The organism is Actinocrinis sp. (genome assembly GCF_035605935.1).
In the GTDB taxonomy this organism is placed as follows: domain Bacteria; phylum Actinomycetota; class Actinomycetes; order Streptomycetales; family Catenulisporaceae; genus Actinocrinis.
In genome coordinates this window covers 1-21,693 of record NZ_DATNGK010000056.1, presented here as the reverse complement: position 1 = coordinate 21,693, position 21,693 = coordinate 1, and the positions used below count along the sequence as shown (strand labels likewise).

Sequence of the window (21,693 nt, the reverse complement as noted above, 5' to 3'; positions counted from 1 at the left end):
GCGGCGAGGCAAAGACGGGTCGGGCGGCGGCGTGGTGTTCATGGCGTGAGTCCGCGGCCGGTCAGTCGACCGGAGCGAGTGGGTTCGGGACGACGCCATGGGCCTCGACGTGCGGACGAGTCGGCCGATCGCGGTAGCCGTTGAGCAGCAGCCGGTTGCGGTTCAGGCAGAGCCGGTCGATGTGCCGCTTGCCGAGGTCGAATAGTGCGTAACGGTCCGCATGTTCCGGAAACCTGTTCTGGTACCCGCGGATTGTCGCGCGAACGAGGGACCAGAATTCGGCGCCTGGGACCTCGAGCTGCTGTTCGCAGATCCGGGCCAGGTAGCGGAAATGTCCGATGAACAGGCCGCTATGCAGGAATTGGCAGAGGTAGTCCGGTTGTTCGCGCAACATCACGGACGCTACCTGCTGCGGTAGGTCCGCGAGTTCCGGTAGATCGGCGGCGGCGAGGTTGACGTCGTCGACGAAGTCCTTGACCGCCAGCCGCACCGGAATGTCGCGCTCGTCAAAGACCACGACCGCGTTCTCCCCGTGCGGCGAGAACACTGTTCCGTAGGCGTAAAGGAAGCGCAGCAGCGGCGGCAGCAGGGCGCTGAAGAGGCGTTCCAGCCACGCCCGGGCATCGAGGCCGGATCGCGCGACGAGTTCGGCCACAAGCGGCCGACCATCCGCACCGAAGGACAGCAACGAGGCAAGCGTGCGGGCCCGCTCCCCCTCATGGAGCGCGGACGGCAACGGTTCGCGCCAGATCGCTCCCAGCAATTCGCGGTACTGGTACGGGACCGCGTCGATGCGGTCGAGCACCGGGTGGTCGACCGTGACGGATGCGACTTCGCCGAGCAGGATCACCTTGCAGTCATCGGTGAGGAACGGGTCGCTCGCCGCGATGCCCTGAAGCCACGCCGTGAGGGCCGGTGCGGCGAGCGTGCGGTCAGTAGGCAGACCGCGCCAGACCATCGTGTTGAGGATGGACAGCGGGAGCTTCACGTGGCGCCGGTGCGGCACGCTGACATTGCTAAAGGTCCTGATCGACTGCTGAGGCAGGTACGAGTCGTCGCCCTCGCCCAGGTACACAAGGCGAGCTGACGCAATCTCAGCTCCGTATAGCGGTTGAATCGTCTCGTCCCACTGCCACGGGTGGATCGGTAGCCACCAGTAACGCGCCGGGTTGCAGCTGCGCCTGATCAGCTCCGCACCGAACCGCACACGCGCCGCTGGTGACAGCTCCTCGGTGTAAAGGCGGCGCGCACTCAAGCCGGGGACAGCCTGGTAATGCGCCAAATCGTCGCGTACTGCGATCCACGGCAAGCGGACCGGTTGGCGAGCCTCGGGCGCGTAACGCAGCGTGTCACTCGACGAGAAGCCGATGCGTCCCTTGTTGAACGCGATCCACGGGTGTCCGGTCTGGTGGCCTTCGAGCTGTGCGTAGTCGAGCTCTGCTAGCTCTGCGGCGGTTAACGTCGCGGTGGCGAGGATCTGGGCGTCGGCAGCGAGCGTCGCGGCCATTTCACGCACGAGGTGACCTGCGGTCTCGCCGGAGAGGCCGAGGGAGGGCGCGGCGTCCGCGATGAAGGCGAGGGGGTCGGCGGCGGGGTGCCCGCTGCGGCGCACGGAACCGGGGTCGACGAACCAGGACCCATACGCGCCCCGATCGGCACGGAAACGGTACTCGGTTGAGGTCGTCGTCGCGGCGCCGGGACCATTCCCAAGGCCGCTTGCACTCACGTGTCCATTGAGTCGCTCGTGATCTTGCGCTGAACCGCTGAGGTGGACGACATGCCAGCCGTCCTCCTGCACCGCAGGAACCAGAAGCTCCTCGTAGGCGAGTTCGGCGATGGTCTTCGCCAGCAGCGTTCGGCCTGCGTGCCGCCAGCGCAGCTCGGGGTCAGCGGGCGGGGACGGCGGTGCGGGAACCGCCTGACTCGGCCCGCTGGTACTGGCTGCGGTGCTGCTCATGGCCGGGGTCCTCCAGGTCGATTGCGATGCCCGGATCGGCGGCTGCCGCCACCGTCGGGGCGAACGCGATGTGCGCGGTACGGCTGGGCAACGGGTAGACCGGCCGTCCGGTTACGGCGTTGAGGATCTCCGCTGCGCGGTACGCGCCAAGGCCGAGGTCTGGAGTGCCAACGCCGTGCGTGTGTACCTCGGCATTCTGTACGTACAGGCCTGCGCGCGTTCCAGTCATGAGGACACGATGATCACGCTCGATGCGGAACCGGCCCTCTGAGTCGTGCTCGATGAGCGCATCGATCGGTGCGAGGCAATCCGGCTTGCGCGGGGCGTAGCCAGTGGCAAGTACGAGTCGTTCGGTGCGAACGGTCATCGCCCTACCAGTGCTGCGATGCCTTAGCGCGAGGCTGAGGACGTCATCGGAGCGATTGCCGCGGACTGCTTCGACCCCTGGCATGAGCGTCACTCCCGTGTCGGCGACGCCGTGCCTGAACGAGCGCGCGTCTAGTTCGTCGCGGATCGCAGCGAGTGTGTCCGCGGAGACGGCTTTGTACAGGCGTCCCTGACCCGACAGCAGGGCGGCGCGCTCGTCGGCAGGCAAGGCGTGGAAATAGTCGGTGTAATCGGGCGTGAAGTGTTCGAGGCCGAGCTTCGAGTACTCCATCGGCTCGAACGCGGCGCTGCGGGTAAGCCAGCGCAACCGGTGGCCGGGACGGTGCCAGGTGCGTAGCAGGTCGAGCACAACTTCCGCACCGGACTGGCCCGAGCCAAGCACCGTCACGTCGTCGGCCGAGCGGATCAGGCTGGCGTGGTTGAGGTAGTGCGCGCTGTGGCACGCCAGTGGACCAGCCTCACGCCAGAGCCCTCGCAGTGAGTCCGGCACGATTGGTTCTGTGCCGATGCCGAGCACGACATTAGCGGCGAGCACTCTGTGGGTTTTGTCGCCGCCTCCAGCGAACGTCACCGTGAAACCGTCACGGCCGTCCGGCAATGTGGCCTGATGTACTGCGGTCACTCGGAATCCGAAGCGGCACGCTGGAAGCGACTCGGCGACCGAACGGCAGTAGGACTCGTACTCAGCGCGAGGGATGTGAAACCGCTCGGCGAAGTAGAACTCGAATAGCCGGCCGGTGTCGCGCAGATACGCCAGATAACTATGCCGGTTCGTGGGATCGACCAGGGTTACCAGGTCGGCGAGGAACGGCACCTGGAGTGTCGCGCCGTCGACCATCATGCCGGGATGCCAAGCGAAGCGCGGCTTCTCGTCCAGAAAGAGTGTGCGCAGGCCGGCGACCGGGCCGGCCAGCGCGGCCAGCGCGAGGTTGAACGGGCCGAGACCGATGCCGATCAGGTCGTAGCAGGGCTCGAAGGTCATGCCGGGTCGGTCCTGATCTGCACGTCTCGCGTCGGCAGGTCGCGGATGACGAGGGTGGCCCGCTTCTCGGGCAGCTGGATAGTCCCGGTTGCCCGGAATCCTGCTGCCAGGAAAGCTCGCACAGATGCGACGTTGCGTTCGTCGGGCTCTGCGACGATGCGGCAACGCGACTCACGTTGGATCGCATCGCAGAGGGCCGTAAGCAGCGTGGCGCCGAGCCCGACGCCGCGGAGGTTCGATTCGCCGATAAGCAGGTGGACGCCAAGGTCGTCGCCTTGGGCCGGATAGTATGCAGCCAGCCGGTCTTCGGCTGCGCGATACAGCTCCCAATAGCCGATCGGTCGACCGGAAAGTCGCGCGAGGTAGGGCTCGGTGTGCGTAAAAGCTCGCTGTTCGGCCAGATGCGCAGCCGTCCGCTCGATCGGCCCCGGTAGATCCCAATAGCGAGCAACGTCTGGATCGTTCATCCACCGGTGGATGAGCAGGAGGTCGCGGTCGGTTTTTACCGGGCAAAGCGTAAACCGCCCGGCCGCGGTGGAGAGGTCCCACCAGGCGGGAGCCGCGAGTAGTTCGGTCACGCGGCGCCTCCGAACGACGTGCCGACGCCGGCTTCCTGTGAGAGTCCTGCGAAGGGGTTGGCGAACTCGACGTACACCGACTGCGTGGCCAAGTCGCCGATAAGTTCGTCCAAGTTGGCGGCGCGGGTGAGCAGGTTCGCCTTGCAGCGCAACATGTTCGCGCCGAGCAGCAGGTCAACGGGCTGGTGGCCGCGCAATGGCGCGAGCAGGTCGGCCGCCAAACCGAGCAGGTCACGCTCTGGTGCGATCCGAGCGCAGCCGAGCGCCCCCACGACGCCCATCAGATTATTGATGCCGACGTAGTACAGCAGCCGTTCGGTGACCACGTCGTCGGCGACGATCGTCTCGCTGGCCTGCCCGAGCGCGCGGATCCCGCTGATCGCTTCGAGATGCGCGATCCGCGAGGCGCGATAGTAAAATCCCTGATTATCGCGGTACCAGCCGGCAGCCGGATAGCCCGCGGCGTCGAGCTGAATCAGGGTGTTCTGTTGATGCGCCTCCAACGTCACTCCGTGCTCTGCGTCGAGCCATAGCAGCGGCGTGATCAGCGCGGTCACATATCGCGCAAACCACTCAAGGCCGACGGCGCGCACCGGCCGCCCTTCCGTCGCGGCGAGGCTGTGCAGATGCGCGGCCAGTTCGTGCGGGTGCCCGTCAGCCGCGATCGCACCGCGGCCGAGGTCGGTGAGCGCGGCGAGGCAGAACACGTGGTCACTCGGCCGGAACGGCGAATGCCGGAAGGAGACGTCGAGTCCTGGTACACCGTCCACGGCTAGGAACCCGGCGTCGGTGAGGGCGCGAAAGCCCGGATGAGCGGTGAGCAGCTGCATGCCGAGCCGACCGGAGAGCAGCCGGTGCGCCTCGACCCCGCGCAGCAGTTCCTTGCGCAGATTCTCGCGCCGCGAGTTGGTGATGCGCAGCGCGAGCGAGAGCTTGAGCATGACCGGCTGATCGGGCCGGTACACGGTGCGCACGGATGACGTCGGATACCAGGTCGGGCCGGCCTCGCCGAGATGTTCAAGGCGTCCTGAGGCGATCAGCTCACGGACGTTGTCGCGCTGCAGCAACGCGTTCGCCTGCCACGGATGCGCTGGCACGAGCACGCGGTCGTCGCCATCGCTCCTCGTCAGACCACTGAGGAAAGCCGCGAGATCAGGTGTGGCGGGGCCGAGTTCGCTGTCATGCGCGACGAGTTCCGGCGCGGCGGCGAACCAGTGCAACGGGAACGAGCCGCGCAGTTCGGGCGAGTAGCGCGCGGCCTCAGTCGCGGTCAGCGCATCGCGGCTCTTCGGCGTCGGGTGCAGCGGGTGCCCGGCCAGCAGGCCCTGCTCGGCGACCAGGAAGGGCGTGGCGGGCTCTCTGGGCGCCGGAATCGTCGCCCTGGCCTCGAGATGCGCGGCAATGCGTGCGGCGGATTCCACGGCGCGCTGCACGAGCTGTTCGAGCCCTTCTCCGCTCGCGCCTGCCGCCTCGCCGAGCAGTCGGGCCAGCGCGCCGGGGCTCAGCGGTCCGAGCGGTCCGGCCGCCGCTCCGAGTCGGTGAATCCCGGTGCGTGACCAGTACTCCACCGGGACTCGCAGGATGCTGTCGCCGAGGTCGACGGTGAGCTGTTCGCCTTCGTTCGGCGGCGGGAGCCGTCGTTCGCGGATCCAGCAGCGCAGCAACGCCTCCACCGTAAGCCGGTCGGCCGCGCGCTGATACGTGGCCGGATCGACGGTCCGGCCGGTCGCCGGCCCAGCGTCCGCTACCGCGTCTGTCTCCGGCGAGACGTCAAGGGGCGCCAATTGGCTCGTCGGGCTCACGTGCAGGTCCTCCGGAAACCGTTCGCTGGTGTGGTGCTGCATTGAATTCGGGCTGGGCTGGCTAGCGGGGCTGGTCCTCAGCCGCGCCCGCGGCGGCGATCAGCTCGATCAGCCGGTCGAGATCGGTGCTCGACGTCTCCGGATTGACCAGAGTCAGCTTGAGCCTCAGCGATCCGGATGGGGCCGGGCCGCCCGCCCCGTCTGCGGTGCTCACTATCGGTAGCTCGGTTCGTCCGATGACGGCCGCGCCTTCCGTCAGCAGCCTGCGACGCAGCGCCGCGTTGACCAGGTCCGGGTCGCCGTGTTTGGCCCGGTAGCGGAACAGAACGGTCGTCAGCCCAGGTTCCCGGTCGAGCTCGAAATCAGGGTGCTCACGCAGTACCGCCGCGGCGTGTGCCGTGAGGGCGAAACAGCGTTCGATCAAGGTGTCAAGCCCTGAGCGGCCGAGTGCCTGACACGTAGCGACGATCTTGATCGCGTCGGCGCGGCGCGTGGTGCGCAGCGAGCGATCCAGCAGGTTCGGGTATCCGGCGCGTTCGTCGTCGAGGGCTGACAGGTAGGCGACGCGGCGGGTCAGCGTGCCGAAGGCGGCGCGGTCGCGGCACAGCAGTACCCCGGCCGGAATCGGCTGCCAGCCGAACTTGTGCAGGTCCAGTGTCACCGAGTCAGCCGTAGCAACGCCGTGCAGCGCGTCACGGCGCACGTCGGAGAAGATCAGCGCACCGCCGTAAGCACCGTCGATATGGAACCAGGCCCCGTATTTGTGAGCCACGCGGCCGCAGTCCTCCAGCGGATCGATAGCGCCAGCGTCGGTCGTTCCGGCCGTTCCCACCACCGCGACGATGCGGTCGCCGTCGCCAACGAGCCGAGCCGCGATGCGCTCCAGGGCGTGCGGATCCATGCGGTGATCCGGGCCGACCGGTACCGGAACGACGGCCCGCTCCCCTAGGCCGAGCAGCGCGGCGGACCGTGCGATGGAGAAGTGTGAGACAGCCGAGCAGAGGATGCGCAGGCGACCGGCGGCGTAGCCGGGGATGCCGTCCTCGGCCGGATCGACGTCGTAGGCGCGGCGAATCAGCTCGTCCCGGGCGAACAGCAGGGCCATGAGATTCGACTCGCTACCGCCGGTGGTCACGGTCCCGCCCGGGTGCGTGGCTTGGTCCCCGAAGCAGAGTCCGGCGAGGGCACGGATGAGTTCGTCCTCGATGACGCTCGGCGCGGCGGACTGATCCCAGGAGTCCATCGACGGATTGAGCGCGGCGACCAGAGTGTCGGCGGCCACGGCCACCGGCAGCGTCGGGCAGTGCAGGTGCGCGGCGGTGTGTGGGTGACTGGCGTGGACGGTCTCCGCGACGACGAGTGCGGCGAGTTCGTCGAAGGCGGCTTGGCCCCGGCCCTGCTCGGGCAGCACCGGTCCGAGCGCGGCGCGGACTCGTTCGGCCACCGCGGCGGGACCGCCGGGCGGCAGCGGCCGATCGGCCCGCGCTGGCGCCGCGGGCTCGATTGCGTCGGTCCGCACACTTGGGATCGCGGATGCGACCTGGGCCGGCACCTCGTTTGGGATCTCGGCCGCGATCTCGGTCTCGGTCATGCGCGTGCACCGGCCTGCGCCCGGAGCCTGCTGTACCGGCCCTGCGCTTCTTCGATCGAATCGATCAGCAGGCTGACGACCTGCTCGGCCTCCAAATCCGTGATCGTGAGCGGCGGCAGCAGGCGCAGGACGCTTCCGTGCCGGCCGCCGAGTTCGACCAGCACGCCCCGGCTCAGCGCGGCGCCGCGAACCGCGTGGGCCAGTTCAGGCGCGGCGGGGCGGGCGCCGAGCGCGTCCGGCGCGCCGTCCGGTTCGACCAGTTCGACGCCCAGCATCAGGCCGCGGCCGCGCACCTCGCCGATCGCGGGCAGCTCGTCGGCGGCCCCTTCGAAAGCGGTACGGATCTCTTCGCCCGATTTGCGGGCACGAGTGCTTAGGTCGTGTTCCATCACGTACCTGATCGTTGCCGTTCCTGCGGCCATAGCAAGCTGTTGGCCGCGAAACGTGCCGGTGTGCGCTCCTTCGGCCCATAGGTCGAGTGACGAGCGGTACGCGATCACCGCGAGCGGCAACCCGCCGCCGATGGCCTTCGAGAGGACCATGACGTCCGGTGTGACGCCCGCGTGGTCCACTCCCCACAATTCGCCGGTGCGGGCCAGCCCTGTCTGCACCTCGTCGGCGATCAGCGGGATCCCGTGTGCAGCGCTCTGCGTTCGTACCGCACGCAGCCACTCGTCAGGCGCTGGAATGACTCCGCCTTCGCCTTGTACGGGTTCGACGATGAGTGCTGCGGGAGGAGTCAGGCCACTGCCGGGATCGTCGAGCAGCCGCCGCAACTGCTCAGTGGCGATTCGCGCGCCCTCCGCGCCGCCGACGCCATACGGGCAGCGAAAGCTCTGCGGATAGGGAAGGCGGGTGACGCCAGCGTCGTTAACGCGCGTCGGCATACGGATCGCGTTGTTGCCCGTAGCGGCCAAGGCGCCTGCGGTCATGCCGTGGTACGCGCCCGTGAACGCGATGAGCCCGGTGTTTCCAGTGGCGATCCGGGCGAGCTTGATAGCCGCCTCGACCGCGTCTGCGCCGGACGGCCCGCAGAAGTGGATGCGCGCATCCCTGGCCAAGTCTGGCGGCAGGATGCCAAGCAACGTCTCAGTGAATTCGTCTTTGATCGGCGTCGCGAGGTCGAGCACGTGCAGTGGCGCACCCGAGTCGAGCACTCGGCGGATGGCGGCTACGGCGACCGGATGGTTGTGGCCGAGCGCGAGGACGCCCGCGCCGGAAAGGCAGTCGAGGTAGGCGCGGCCATCAGCGCCGTAGATCGTCATTCCCTCGGCGCGGACCGGCACGATCGGCAGGTGTCGCGCGTAGCTGCGCGCCGCGGATTCGCGGTCGCGCTGCCGATCCAGGATCGCGGTGCTGCTGACGGCCATCTCACCACTCCCCACTGGACCCCGGACCGGCTAGCCGCGCCGGACGATCAAGTGAGGTAAGCCTTACCTACAGTGATCGCTAGGTCAACCGAACGTCACCGCGAAGAGTGAGTCGTGCGATGAGCAGACCGGCCCGCGAGTCAGGACTCGCGGGCCGGTCTGCGACGGAGGTGGAGCGTTGTGAAGCGTCGGCGCGTTACACCGCCGCGAACTCTTCGAGCGCGGCCGCGAGGGTGGCGTCCACCCGCGCGACGATCCGGGTTCCCGACTCAAGGTGCGTCTCGCTCAGCAGCTCACCGGTCGAGTGCACCCGCGCGATCAGGTCGCCCCGGCCGTAGGGCACCAGCGCGTCGACCTCGATCGCCGGCCTCGGCAGGTCCGCCTCGACCGCGGCGAGCAACTTGTCGATGCCCTCCCCGGTGCGGGCCGAGACCAGCACCGAGTGCGGTTCGCGGCGCAGCAGCCGGGCCACCGTCTCCGGGTCGGCCGCGTCCGCCTTGTTGAGCACCACGATCTCGGGCACCTTCGCGGCGCCGATCTCCCCGAGCACCTCACGCACCGCGGCGATCTGGCCCTCCGGGTCCGGATCGGACACGTCGACCACGTGCAGGATCAGGTCGGCGTCGGCGACCTCCTCCAGCGTGGAGCGGAAGGCGTCGATCAGCAGGTGCGGCAGGTGCCGGACGAATCCGACGGTGTCCGCGATGGTGAAGGCGCGGCCGCCGGAGGTCTGCGCCCGGCGCACAGTCGGGTCCAGGGTGGCGAACAGCGCGTCCTCCACCAGCACTCCGGCTCCGGTGATCCGGTTGAGCAGCGAAGACTTGCCGGCGTTGGTGTAACCGGCCAGAGCCACCGCCGGTACCGCGCCGCGCCGGCGCTCCTGGCGCTGGGTCGACCGGGACTTGCCCATGTCGGCCAGCTCCCGGCGCATGCGGGCCATCTTCTCCCGGATCCGCCGCCGGTCCAGCTCGATCTTCGTCTCACCAGGACCGCGGGTGGCGATCCCGCCGCCGCCTGAGGTACCGCCGCCACCCATCTGCCGGGAGAGCGACTGACCCCAACCACGCAGCCGGGGCAGCATGTACTGCATTTGGGCCAGGGCGACCTGCGCCTTGCCCTCCCGGGAGCGGGCGTGCTGGGCGAAGATGTCCAAGATCAGCGCCGTGCGGTCCACGACCTTGACCTTGACCACGTCTTCCAGGTGGATCAGCTGGGCCGGGGTCAGCTCGCCGTCGCAGATGACGGTGTCCGCCCCGGAGGAGGCGACGATCTCGCGCAGCTCACGGGCCTTGCCGGAACCGATGTAGGTCGACGGGTCAGGCCGGTCGCGGCGCTGGGTGACGCCTTCGAGGACCTGCGAGCCGGCTGTCTCGGCGAGCGCGGCCAGTTCCCGCAGCGAGGCGTCGGCGTCGGCCGCGGTCCCGGAGTTCCAGACCCCGACCAGCACTACCCGCTCGAGGCGAAGCTGCCGGTATTCGACCTCGGTGACGTCCTCGAGCTCGGTGGAGAGCCCGGCGACCCGGCGCAGCGACTGGCGGTCGGCCAAGTCGAGTTGGTCGCCGTCATAACCGTCGGCGCTGGGGTCGTTTACATCTTGCGGATCAGCACCGTAGCGGGGATCGACGCCGTAACGCTCCTCCTCGTCGGTGCTGCTCTGATTTACGAGGTGGCGCGAGTTGGTCATATCTTCCCTTCAGAGGCGTCCGCCGCTTCGGGCGGCCTTGCCTCTCGATGGTCGCACGGCCGAATCGGGCCGAGCGACCGATTTATGAGTAATCACGAACTGCGGCGGCCGACGGGTAACGCATACCCGTCGGCCGCCGTCGTAACGGATGATGCGGCTATCGCAGCGCCAAGTCGCCGAGATTCATCAGCGGGAAGGCGAACATGATCTCGCCCTCGCCCGGCAGGACATGGCCGCCGGCCATGCCGACGTTGGCGACCGGGCCGAGCGGGGTCATCGGACCCATCGCGGCGCGGGAGGCGGCGGTCTTGGTCGGGACGGTCGGCGCGTCGCCGAGCCGCGACGTCGAGTCCAGCACGGTCTGCGCGAGTACCGCGCTCGGTACCGGGGCGCTGCCGGTGGCGACCGGCGGCGGAACGCGGCGGGTGACCGGACGCGGCGCCGGACGGGCGCCGGGACGGGCCACGGTGCGCGCCACCGGCTTCGCCAGCGCGACGCTCTTGACCGGCGTCGCACCGACGCGGGCCTGGGGCACCGACGCCGTACCGGTGATGGACGCGCCGATCCGCTCCGCCTCGATCCGCGCGGCCAGCTCGGCGGCGGCCATGTCGACCGAGACCTCGCGCAGCAGGTCGGACAGCTTGATGTCGAGCGCGTCGCAGATGGCGGCGAGCAGCTCTGAGGACGGTTCCTTCTGGCCCCGTTCGATCTCGGAGAGGTATCCCGGCGAGATCCGCGCTTCGGCGGCGAGTTGGCGCAGCGTGCGCCCCTCGTCCTGCCGCTTGCGCCGCAGCACCTCGCCGAGCAGGCGACGGATGAGGATCATGTCGTCGCTCCCTCCCTCACTAGGTCTTCTCGCCACCGTACCCGCTTTCGGCGGCTCGCGCCGCCGCCTTCACCGCGGGCGGTGAAAGCTGAACCGGCACTACAACCGTACGCAACCGCTAAGCGTCCTGCGGCTATTCCCGGACTCCAGCGAGCGGGTACTCACTCTGAGACGTGCCACGCCAGCGGCCGGTTCATGCGAAAGCTGGGAATCTTTTGTTGACCCGTTAACTTCCGGTCCGCATACCGAGATAACGCAACGTCAGTTGTAACGTAGCGGCGACGGAGAGGTGCTGGATACGGGCTCGATCCTGTGCGGGGGCGCCGTCGCCGACGCCGAAGCGGCATTGCTCGAACTCGACTCCTTCCTGACCGGCGACCGCGACGAAGACGGTACCGACCGGCTGACCGTCCTGCGGTTCCGGCCCGGCGACGCCGGTGGTCGCCAAGCCGAGGTCGGCGCGGCATAAGCGGCGCACGCCCTCGGCCATCTGGCTGGCCACCTCGCCGTGTACCGCACCGACCTGATCGAGCAGGATGCCGTCAACGCCGAGGACTGCTGCCTTTAGGTCGGTCGCGTATGCGGTAACGGAGCCGCGGAAGACGGCCGACGCTCCGGGCACGGCGGTGAGAGCGGCGGCGAGTTGTCCTCCCGTGAGCGATTCGGCGACGGCGACGGTCAAGCGCAGGTAGCGGGCGCGGGCGAGCACCTGCTCGGCCAGGTCCGCCAGCTGAGCCGGGTTAGGTTCGGGGTGGTACGAGCCGTCGGTCACTTGGCCGCACGTTCCGCCGCCTCGGCGCCGTCGGCGTCCGACGCGCCGGAAGGAGCCGGTTCTCCCTGAGCGCTAAGTTCCACGGTCACGCTGCCATGGCCCGCGCCCGCCCCAGCGCCGGTGCCGGCCGATCGCCGCAGCCGAATGGCCTGGCGCACGTAATCGCCGCCGGTCACCACGGTCACCGCCAGCGCAGCCGCCATGATCACGGTGCTCACCCAGGTCAGCCAGGCCAGACCGGGCACGGCACCGAGCGGCAGCACGTAGATCCAGATGGCCAGAGCCTGCAGCAGCGTCTTGAGCTTTCCGCCCCGGCTCGCCGCGATGACGCCGTACTTGATCACCCAGAAGCGCAGCAGCGTGATGCCGAATTCGCGCACAAGGATCACCACGGTGACCCACCACCACAGCATGCCGAGGGCGCTGAGCGCGCCCAGCGCCGTGCCCATCAGCGCCTTGTCCGCGATCGGGTCGGCGATCTTGCCGAAGTCGGTGATCAGGCCGCGCTCGCGGGCCAGCTGACCGTCGAGCCGGTCGGTGAACGAGGCGATCATGAACACGACCGCCGCGGCCAGCCGCCACCAGGTCTCCCGGCCATCGGCGTGCAGGAGCAGCACCGCGAAGACGGGCACCAGCGCGAGCCGGACGAGGGTCAGGATGTTGGCGATGTTCCACAGCGGCACGGCGGCGCGCTCGACCTCGCGGTCCGGTGGCCCACCCGCGACGGCCGGAGGCTGCGCCGGGGCGGTCACACCAACTCCGCGACGAGGTCGACCCCGTCGCTGTCCACGACGAGCGCGCTAATCAACGCGCCGACGCGTAGCCCGGCCGCGGCCTGGCCGATGAGGCGTACCGAGCCGTCGGTCTCCGGTCCCTGCTGAGCCGCGCGGCCCTCAATTTCGGCCTGTTCTCCATCCTGACCGCCGGCGACTTCGTGACCGCCGGCTTCGACCCGCTCGACCAGTACCTCGATCCGCTCGCCGATCCGTTCGGCGGCGCGCTGCGCGGTCAGCTCCTCGGCCAGCTCGGACAGCCTCGCGGCCCGCTCGTCGATCTCATCCTGGTCCAGCTTCCCCTCGAAACCGGCGGCCTCGGTGCCGTCCTCATCCGAGTAGCCGAAGACCCCGATCGCGTCGAGCCTCGCCTCGGTCAGGAAGCCCTCCAGCTCCTTGTAGTCGGCCTCGCTCTCGCCGGGGAAGCCGACGATGAAGTTCGAGCGCGCGCCGGCCTGCGGCAACTTCTCCCGGATCGAGCCGAGCAGGTCGAGGAAGCGCTCGGTGTCGCCGAAACGCCGCATCCGGCGCAGTACATCCGGGGCGCTGTGCTGGAAGGACAGATCGAAGTAGGGCACCACCTTGGGCGTGGCCGCCATCGCGTCGATCAGGCTCGGGCGCGTCTCGGCCGGCTGAAGATAGGAGACGCGGATCCAGTCGAGGCCGTCGATCGCGGCGAGTTCCGGCAGCAGGGTCTCCAGCAGCCGGATGTCCCCGAGATCCTTGCCGTAGGAGGTGGAGTTCTCGCTGACCAGCACGATTTCACGCGCTCCCTGCTCGGCGAGCCACCGCGCCTCGGCCAGGATGTCGGCGGGGCGGCGGGAGAGGAACGCGCCGCGGAAGGACGGGATAGCGCAGAAAGAACATCGGCGGTCGCAGCCTGAGGCCAGCTTCAAAGCGGCGGAGGGGCCATCGCCGAGGCGACGACGCAGGGCACGCGGCCCGGACGCCGGTGCGACGCCGTCAGGGAGATCGGCGATGCCTGAACGGATTACCGGCTCGCCGTGACCAGGCACAGACACGGACCCCGTCGCCGCCGCGCGCTCGACCGGTGTCAGCGGCAGCAGCTTGCGGCGGTCGGAGGGCGTGTGCGACGCAACGTGCCCGCCGCCAAGGATCGTGCGCAGCCGGTCACCGATCTGCTGGTACTGATCGAACCCGAGGACAGCGTCCGCCTCGGGCAGTTCCTCGGCGAGCTGCACGCCGTAGCGCTCCGCGAGGCAGCCGACCGCGACGACGGCCTTGGTGACGCCGTTGCCCTTCAGGTCGGCGGCGGACAGCAGCGTGTCGATCGAGTCCTTCTTGGCGGCGTCGACGAAGCCGCAGGTGTTGACGACCGCGACCTCGGCGGCCGCCGGGTCGTCGACGAGGCTCCAGCCCTCAGCCGCGAGTCGGCCCGCCAGCTCCTCGGAGTCGACGTCGTTGCGGGCGCAGCCGAGGGTGATCAGGGCGACGGTGCGGCCCCCGAGGTCCGTGGGCACAGTGCTGGACATGTCCACAAGGGTATCGGGAGACGTCCGGTGCCTAGGCCGCGTGTAGGAAGTAGCGCCGAAGCACTAGCGCGGAACGACGCTGCTCAGTGCGTTAATTGCCGGACTGTGGGTTGTACGAGGCGCGGAATACCTGCCCGGAGCTGCCTTGCGCGCCGAGGTTGTGCCCGTTCACGACGAGATCCACGGCGGATGCGTCGCCAACGATGACGTCGAGCTTGTTCGCGTCGGTGAACTCCTGAGACTGACCCGGCTGCAGGATGTTCCAGAACAGCTGCTGCCCGGCCGCGTTGGTGACGCCGAGCCAGCTGGGCGCCTTACCCGCGACGACGCGCAGATCAACCGTCTTGGGCGTGGGCACTGCCGAGGGCGTGGGAGCGACGGCCGCGGGGTGCTTGACCGGCGCGACCTTCGGCTGCGTGTGGCTCGAGCCCGCGGCGGCAGAACCCGCCGCGGCGTGCGCGGCCCCGCCGGAACTGCTCGGCCACAGTTGCACCGCGGCGACCAGCCCGACCGCGGCGAGCGCGCCGATCAGCGCGAGCGACCAGTTGGCCCCGGACTTGGCCGGGGTCTTGGCGCCCGCGAGAAACGCGGCCGGGCGCTCGTTGACCGGCGGCCCGTCGCTCCCGGCGATGAGTGCGGCAGCTGAACCGGCGTCGGCGTCGGTGAAGTCGCCGCGGCGCCGGTGCCTGAGCGGGGGCAGCTCGGGCGGTGGGGTCGCGCCCGCCATCGGTACGAGAGACGGCACCGCTCCCGGCACGATCGTCGGCAGCACCGAGCGTGCCCGCTGCGCTGCTGCCTTCTGCGCACCGCGTGGTGCGGTACCGACCGCCTCCTTCGCGGGCTGTGCGGCGACGCGGGGCTTGCGCAGGTCACGCTTCGTCAGCGGGGGCAGCCGGATCGCACCGTATTCGGCGAGGAGCGGCGCGGGATCAAGGCCGACGGCCTGGGCGTAGGCACGGATATGCCCACGTGCGTATACATCTCCGCCGCACTGCGCGAACTCGCCGACTTCGATCCGGTGCAGCACTTCGGGCGTGATACGGGTGCGCTCGCTGATCTGACGCGCGGTGAGTCCGGCGGCCAAACGCGCCCGCTGGAGCCGTTCGCCGATCAGCCGATGCGGATCCCGCTGCTCGCCCTGCTCCTGCGCCACCTGGATCCCGCCTCTCGTCGTGCGCTGAACTTTCCGGCGCCGCACCGCCCGCGCCCGTGCTTCCAGAGATCGCGGCCGTGCGTCTGTGGACAGCTATGCCCTGCCCGGCGGCGGCCCTCCCCTCCGGCCACCCGCTTTCGCCCGATTGGCTTTCCTTCGCCCGGCCTAACGCGCGAGGCAGCGATCCGTCACTGCGGCGTTGTCGTTCGGGGCACGCCCTGGGGGTTATTGCTGCGGCTGAAGCGAGTCAAGCAGTTGCTGAAGGTCGTCCGGTCTTATCAGGACGTCGCGGGCCTTGGCGCCCTCGGAGGGACCGACCACGCCGCGTGACTCGAGCAGGTCCATCAGGCGGCCCGCCTTGGCGAAGCCGACCCGCAGCTTGCGCTGGAGCATCGAGGTGGAGCCGAACTGGGTGGAGACCACCAGCTCCGCGGCTTGGATCAGCAGCTCGAGATCGTCGCCGATCTCCTCGTCGATGTCGCGCTTCTTCTCGGCCGTCTCGATGACGTCCGGGCGGTACTCCGGCTTGAGCTGCTCCTTGCAGTGCTTGACGATCGCCTCGATCTCCTTGTCCGCCAGGTACGCGCCCTGGAGCCGGACCGGTTTCGAGGCGCCCATCGGCAGGAACAGCGCGTCACCCTTGCCGACCAGCTTCTCCGCGCCGGGCTGGTCCAGGATGACCCGGGAGTCGGCCAGCGAGGAGGTGGCGAAGGCGAGCCGGGAGGGCACGTTCGCCTTGATCAGGCCGGTCACCACGTCCACGCTCGGGCGCTGGGTGGCCAGCACGAGGTGGATGCCGGCGGCGCGGGCCAGCTGGGTGATGCGCACGATCGAGTCTTCGACGTCCCGCGGGGCGACCATCATGAGGTCGGCCAGCTCGTCCACGATGACGAGGAGATACGGGTACGGCCGGTATTCGCGCTCGCTGCCCGGCAGCGGCTTGAGCTTGCCCGCGCGCACCGCCTTGTTGAAGTCGTCCACGTGCCGGAAGCCGGACTCGGCCAGGTCGTCGTAGCGCAGGTCCATCTCCCGCACGACCCACTGCAGGGCCTCGGCGGCCTTTTTCGGCGAGGTGATGATCGGGGTGATCAGGTGCGGAATGCCCTCATACGAGGTCAGCTCGACCCGCTTGGGGTCCACCAGGACCATGCGCACCTCGTCCGGCGTGGCCCGCATCAGGATCGAGGTGATCAGCGTGTTGATACAGGTGGACTTGCCCGCGCCGGTGGCCCCGGCGACCAGGATATGCGGCATCTTGGTCAGGTTCGCGGTGATGTCCCGGCCCTCGACGTCCTTGCCGAGCCCGACCAGCATCGGGTGGTGGTCCGCGACGGCGCCCGCGGAGCGCAGGATGTCGCCGAGCGAGACCATCTCCCGGTCCATGTTCGGGATCTCGATGCCGATGGCCTGCTTGCCCGGGATCGGCGAGAGGATCCGCACGTCAGCCGAGGCCACCGCGTAGGCGATGTTCTTCGACAAGGCGGTGATCCGCTCCACCTTGACCGCCGGGCCGAGTTCGACCTCGTACCTGGTCACCGTCGGGCCGCGGGTGAACCCGGTGACCTGGGCGTCGACAGAGAACTGCTCGAAGACGCTGGTGAGCTGTTCGACGACCTGATCGTTGGCCCTGGACCGCACCCGCAGCGGGACGCCCTTGGCCAGCAGGTCCGGGGCGGGCAGCTGGTAGACGACGTCGCCGGAGAGGGTCAGCTGCTCGACCCGCGGCACGGCGGGCACGTCAGAGCTCTGCGAGCGGCTTCCCGCCTTGGCCGGAGGCTGAGTTCCGCCGCGTGCCGGCTTACGTTCCTGGGTCGGGAAGGGCAGCACGACGGTGGGCTCGGCCTCGCCCGGATCAGCGTCGGGATCGAGACCCGGCACCGGATCGCCGAGCGGCAGGCCGTCCGCCGGGTCGAGGGTGGGATCGATGGGCCCTGCTTTGCGGCGCCTAGGCTGTCGCGGTGGGCGTGGCAGATCGGTCGGATCGTCCTCGACGACGGTAGGCATCTGATCAGGCGGCGGCGTGCCGCGCAGGATGCGGTACAGCATCGCGTCGGCCTTGAAGCGCAAGGTGCGCAGCCGGTCCGGGATGCGGTACACCGGCGTCGCCGTGGTAACCAGCAGTCCAAACGCGATGACGATCAGGAGCAGCGGTACCGCAAGCCACTGCGAGAGCACCGAGGAAATCGGCGCGGAGACCAGATAACCGAGCCACCCGCCGCCGTGGCGCATAGCTCGCGCCCCCATCGAGGGCGTGGGCGCACCGCGGGCGATGTGTACGAGCCCGGCGACGCCGAGCGTCAGGAAGGTCAAGCCGATGGCGATCCGGCCGGCCTCCTGCGTGGTTTCCCTCGGGTGCCGCATGACCCTGATGGCCAGGCCGACCAGGACGAGCGGGACCAGCTTGTCCAGGACGCCGACGCCGCCGGTGATCACGGTGATCAGGGCGCTGCCGACCTTGCCGGACAGTTGGTGCCAGACCGCGGCCCCGACGATCAGGGCGGCGGCCAGCAGGCCGAGGCCGAGGCCGTCGCGGCGGTGGTCGGGGTGCAGATTGCGGGCGCCGGATCCGGCGCGGCGAAACAGGTGTCCGGCCGAGCGGGCGACGCCCATCCAGACCAGGGATATGGCGACCGCGATGCCCTGCCAGAACAGCTCGAACGGTCCCTTGGTCACCGGCCTCGACGGGTTGGCCCGCCGGGCCCGAGTCGAGCCGCCCTTGGTCTTGGTGCCTGCGGCGTTGTTCGCGGTACGCCGGGCCGCGCTCGCCTTACCCGCCGCGCCGCTCTTCCCCTTCGCACCGCTGGCGGTGCGGCCATTCTTCGTGCTGCTGTTGCGTGCCGAGCTGCCTTTGCCCGTGCCATCCCCCGTTGCGGACATGCCCGTATCCGAACCCGTCTTCTTCTGCCGGGTCGAAGGCGTTCGGGCAGAGGTCGCCATGCTCGGAAGGCTAGCGGAAGATCAACGCCGAGGCGTGTTGCCGCGCCGGAGCGGAGCCTGAAGCACCGTCAGGCCAGGGCGTCTATCGCGGAGCGCAACCGGGAAAGTCGCGTGCTGAGCACGTCCACCGTGGTGGCCAGTTCCTCGCGAGGCACCGACTCGCGTTCCGCGTCACCGGCCAGCTTCTCCAGGGTGCGGGCGTGCTCCTCGACCGCGGCCAGCCGCGCCGACAGCTCGGCGACAAGCTGCGAACCGTTGTCCGCCTCCGGAGCCTCGCTCGCGTCCACGAGGCGGTGCGCCAACAGCGCGGCCTGTTCCTTCAGCAGTTGGTTCTTGCGGTGCAGTTCGACGAACACGGAGACCTTGGCCCGCAGGATCCACGGGTCGAAGGGCTTGGAGAGGTAATCGACGGCGCCGGCCGCGTAACCGCGGAAGGTGTGATGCGGACCGTTGGAAACCGCGGTCAGGAAGATGATGGGAATGTCCTTCGTACGTTCCCTGCGCTTGATGTGCGCGGCGGTCTCGAAGCCGTCGAGGCCTGGCATCTGGACGTCCAGCAGGATCACCGCGAACTCGTCGGTGAGCAGTGCCTTTAGTGCCTCCTCGCCGGAACCCGCACGCACCAGCGTCTGGTCGAGCGCGCCGAGCACGGCCTCGAGGGCCGTCAGGTTCTCTGGCCGGTCGTCGACCAGCAGGATCTTCGCCCGGTCTGCCACTCGCTGCGTCGCCTTCCGTCAGCGGCGGCCGGGTTCCGCGGCCGCCTGTTCGTTTCCGCGATCGGTCTACCGTACCGGTCGACCGTCCTCCTCGGCATTGAGCCAGCTCCTGATCAGGCCGAGAAGCTGGTCTATGTCTACCGGTTTCGTCACGTACTCGGAGGCTCCGGCCTCCAGCGCCTTCTCCCGGTCGCCGTGCATCGCCTTCGCGGTCAGCGCGATGATGGGCAGCTGCGCGAACCGGTCCATCCGCCGGATCGCCGCCATCGTCGCATAGCCGTCCATCTCCGGCATCATGATGTCCATCAGCACCAGGTCGATGTGGTCGGCGCGTTCGAGTACGTCGATACCCTCGCGGCCGTTCTCCGCGTAGCGGACCGAGAGTCCGCGCTGTTCCAGCACACTGGTGAGGGCGAAGACGTTGCGCACGTCGTCGTCCACGATGAGAACGGTCTCACCGTTGAAGCGTCCTGTGAAGCGCTGCGCCTCGTCACGAGCCGCATCACGCCCGCTGAACATCTTGCCGTTGGCCTTGCCGCGGTCCCGGGCCGCGCTGCCGGCCAGCGCCTTCTCCATGCTGTGCGCGTCGACCACGCCGCGCTGCTCGGGCAGCCGCGCGCCGACCGGACGGTGCGCGCCAGTGGATTCAGGGTTCTGATCCGTCGGCAGGTAGAGGGTGAAGACCGAGCCGCGCCCGAGCGTGGAACCCACGGTGATGTTGCCGCCGAGCAGGTGCGCGATCTCCCGGCTGATGGAAAGGCCGAGTCCGGTGCCGCCGTGCTTGCGGCTGATCGTGCCGTCCGCTTGCTGGAAGGCCTCGAAGATGATGCGCAGCTTCTCCTCGGCGATGCCGATCCCGGTGTCCGCGACGGTGAACGCGATCGCTCGCTGCGGCGCGGTGGCCGAGCCGGCCTCGCCCTCGATCGCGGGGCCGAGCGGGACGGTGTCCTCCACGGTGACCCGCAGTTCGACCGAGCCCTGCTCGGTGAACTTCACCGCGTTGGACAGCAGGTTGCGCAGGATCTGCTGGAGCCGCTGCTCGTCGGTGTGCAGTTCCGCCGGGACCTTCGGATCGAGCCTGATGTTGAAGTCAAGGCCCTTCTCCACGGTGAGCGGGCGGAAGGTGGCCTCGACATACTCGACCAGGGTGCTGACCGCTATCGGCGCGGCCTGTACGTCCATCCGGCCCGCCTCGATCTTGGACAGGTCCAGGATGTCGCTGATCAGGCCGAGCAGGTCGGAGCCCGCTGAGTGGATGGTCTCGGCGAAGTCGACCTGCTTGTCGCTGAGGTTGCCGTCGTTGTTGTCCGCGAGCAGCCTGGCGAGAATAAGCAGGCTGTTGAGCGGGGTACGCAGCTCGTGCGACATGTTGGCCAGGAACTCGGACTTGTACTTCGAGGCCAGCGCCAGCTGGTCGGCGCGTTCCTCAAGGGCCTGACGCGCCTGCTCGATCTCGGAGTTCTTGACCTCGATGTCCTTGTTCTGCCTGGCCAGCAGCGCCGCCTTGTCCTCGAGTTCCGCGTTGGAGTGGCGCAGTTCCTCCTGCTGGCGCTGCAGTTCCTCGGAGCGGTCCTCGAGCTGCGCGGTCAGCTGTTGCGACTTGATCAGCAGGTCCTCGGTCACGCTGTTGGCCATGATGGTGTTCACGGTCACGCCGATGGTCTCCACGATCTGGTCGAGGAAGGCCAGCTGGATCTCGGTGAACTTGTGGAAGGAGGCGAACTCGATAACCGCGAGCACCTGTGATTCGAACAGCACCGGCAGCACGATCAGCGAGGCCGGCGGCGCGGTCCCCAGTCCGGTGGAGATCGGCACGTAGCCCGACGGGACCTCCTCCACCAGGATCGGGGTGCGCTGGTCCGCGGCCTGTCCGACCAGGCCCTCGCCGACGCGGAACCGGATCGGCGCCGGGCTGCCGTTCTCGCCGGGCGGTGCGGTGAGCCGGCCGTATCCGGCCAGCATCCGTACCGAGTCGAATTCGCGCAGGTAGAAGGCGCCGTGCTGGGCGTTGACCACCGGGGTCAGCTCGGCCATGATCAGCTGCGCGACGGCAAGCAGGTCCCGCTTGCCCTGCATCAGGCCACTGATGCGGGCGAGGTTGCCCTTGAGCCAGTCCTGGTCCTGGTTGCGGCGGGTGGTCTCGCGCAGGTTCGCGATCATCTGGTTGATGTTGTCCTTGAGCTCGGCCACCTCGCCGGCCGTCTCCACGTCGATCAGCTGGGTCAGGTCGCCGCGGGTCACCGCGGTGGCCACCTCGGCGATCGCGCGCACCTGGGTGGTCAGGTTGCCGGCCAGCTGGTTCACGCTGTCGGTCAGGCCCTGCCAGGTGCCGCCGACGCCGGGCACACGCGCCTGGCCGCCCAGCTTGCCCTCGGTACCCACCTCGCGGGCGATACGGGTGACCTCGTCGGCGAACGCAGAGAGCTGATCCACCATCGTGTTGATGGTGGTCTTCAGCTCCAGGATCTCGCCGGAGGCGTCGACGTCGATCTTCTTGGTCAGGTCACCTCGGGCCACCGCCGTGGTGACCTGCGCGATGTTACGGACCTGACTGGTGAGGCTGTTGGCCATCCCGTTGACGTTGTCGGTCAGGTCCTTCCAGGTGCCGCCGACGCCGGGCACGCGGGCCTGGCCGCCCAGCTTGCCCTCGGTACCCACCTCGCGGGCGATAC

14 protein-coding genes and 1 pseudogene are annotated in these 21,693 nt (G+C 69.0%); all 15 read right to left on the bottom strand.

Translation table 11 applies throughout. The features are described from left to right. Positions 1-61: 61 nt before the first annotated feature. On the bottom strand, positions 62-1,957 hold the full coding sequence (locus VN779_RS04630) for an IucA/IucC family siderophore biosynthesis protein (RefSeq protein WP_325720461.1): 1,896 nt from the start codon (positions 1,955-1,957) through the stop codon (positions 62-64). Next, positions 1,887-3,326 (bottom strand): lysine N(6)-hydroxylase/L-ornithine N(5)-oxygenase family protein, encoded by a 1,440-nt coding sequence (locus VN779_RS04625; RefSeq protein ID WP_325720459.1) that lies wholly within the window; start codon positions 3,324-3,326, stop codon positions 1,887-1,889. The genes VN779_RS04630 and VN779_RS04625 overlap by 71 nt, the downstream gene beginning before the upstream one ends. Further along, positions 3,323-3,904 carry a GNAT family N-acetyltransferase gene (locus tag VN779_RS04620; RefSeq protein ID WP_325720457.1) on the bottom strand — a complete coding sequence of 194 codons (582 nt, stop codon included), beginning with the start codon at positions 3,902-3,904 and terminating at the stop codon, positions 3,323-3,325. The genes VN779_RS04625 and VN779_RS04620 overlap by 4 nt, the downstream gene beginning before the upstream one ends. Beyond that, positions 3,901-5,706, bottom strand: coding sequence for an IucA/IucC family protein (locus VN779_RS04615; RefSeq protein WP_325720455.1), 1,806 nt, complete (start codon positions 5,704-5,706; stop codon positions 3,901-3,903). The genes VN779_RS04620 and VN779_RS04615 overlap by 4 nt, the downstream gene beginning before the upstream one ends. Before the next feature lie 61 nt (positions 5,707-5,767). Beyond that, on the bottom strand, positions 5,768-7,297 hold the full coding sequence (locus VN779_RS04610; RefSeq protein WP_325720453.1) for a pyridoxal phosphate-dependent decarboxylase family protein: 1,530 nt from the start codon (positions 7,295-7,297) through the stop codon (positions 5,768-5,770). Further along, complete coding sequence (locus VN779_RS04605; protein WP_325720451.1) at positions 7,294-8,667, bottom strand: diaminobutyrate--2-oxoglutarate transaminase family protein; 1,374 nt, start codon at positions 8,665-8,667, stop codon at positions 7,294-7,296. Before VN779_RS04605 ends, VN779_RS04610 begins: the two co-directional genes overlap by 4 nt. Before the next feature lie 196 nt (positions 8,668-8,863). Continuing rightward, positions 8,864-10,351, bottom strand: coding sequence for a GTPase HflX (gene hflX, locus VN779_RS04600; RefSeq protein WP_325720449.1), 1,488 nt, complete (start codon positions 10,349-10,351; stop codon positions 8,864-8,866). A gap of 517 nt (positions 10,352-10,868) precedes the next feature. After that, a pseudogene (locus VN779_RS26305) lies at positions 10,869-11,177 on the bottom strand (helix-turn-helix domain-containing protein); the annotation flags it as partial. A 226-nt stretch (positions 11,178-11,403) separates the two neighbouring features. Beyond that, positions 11,404-11,886, bottom strand: a complete 483-nt coding sequence (locus tag VN779_RS04590) for a CinA family protein (RefSeq protein ID WP_414639578.1) — start codon at positions 11,884-11,886, stop codon at positions 11,404-11,406. Positions 11,887-11,945: 59 nt separating this feature from the next. Beyond that, complete coding sequence (pgsA, locus tag VN779_RS04585) at positions 11,946-12,701, bottom strand: CDP-diacylglycerol--glycerol-3-phosphate 3-phosphatidyltransferase (RefSeq protein WP_325720442.1); 756 nt, start codon at positions 12,699-12,701, stop codon at positions 11,946-11,948. Then, the gene (gene rimO, locus VN779_RS04580) at positions 12,698-14,215 is read right to left on the bottom strand and encodes a 30S ribosomal protein S12 methylthiotransferase RimO (protein WP_325720440.1); all 1,518 of its coding nucleotides are present in this window, start codon (positions 14,213-14,215) and stop codon (positions 12,698-12,700) included. The genes pgsA and rimO overlap by 4 nt, the downstream gene beginning before the upstream one ends. A gap of 91 nt (positions 14,216-14,306) precedes the next feature. Next, positions 14,307-15,368, bottom strand: coding sequence for a helix-turn-helix domain-containing protein (locus VN779_RS04575; protein ID WP_325720438.1), 1,062 nt, complete (start codon positions 15,366-15,368; stop codon positions 14,307-14,309). Positions 15,369-15,593: 225 nt separating this feature from the next. After that, positions 15,594-18,305 (bottom strand): FtsK/SpoIIIE family DNA translocase, encoded by a 2,712-nt coding sequence (locus tag VN779_RS04570; RefSeq protein WP_325720436.1) that lies wholly within the window; start codon positions 18,303-18,305, stop codon positions 15,594-15,596. Positions 18,306-18,373: 68 nt separating this feature from the next. Next, a complete protein-coding gene (locus VN779_RS04565; RefSeq protein WP_325720433.1) occupies positions 18,374-19,021 on the bottom strand; it encodes a response regulator in 648 nt (215 codons plus the stop codon). A 66-nt stretch (positions 19,022-19,087) separates the two neighbouring features. Beyond that, positions 19,088-21,693, bottom strand: a 2,606-nt coding sequence (locus tag VN779_RS04560; protein ID WP_325720431.1) for a response regulator, incomplete at its 5' end; no start/stop codon positions are given.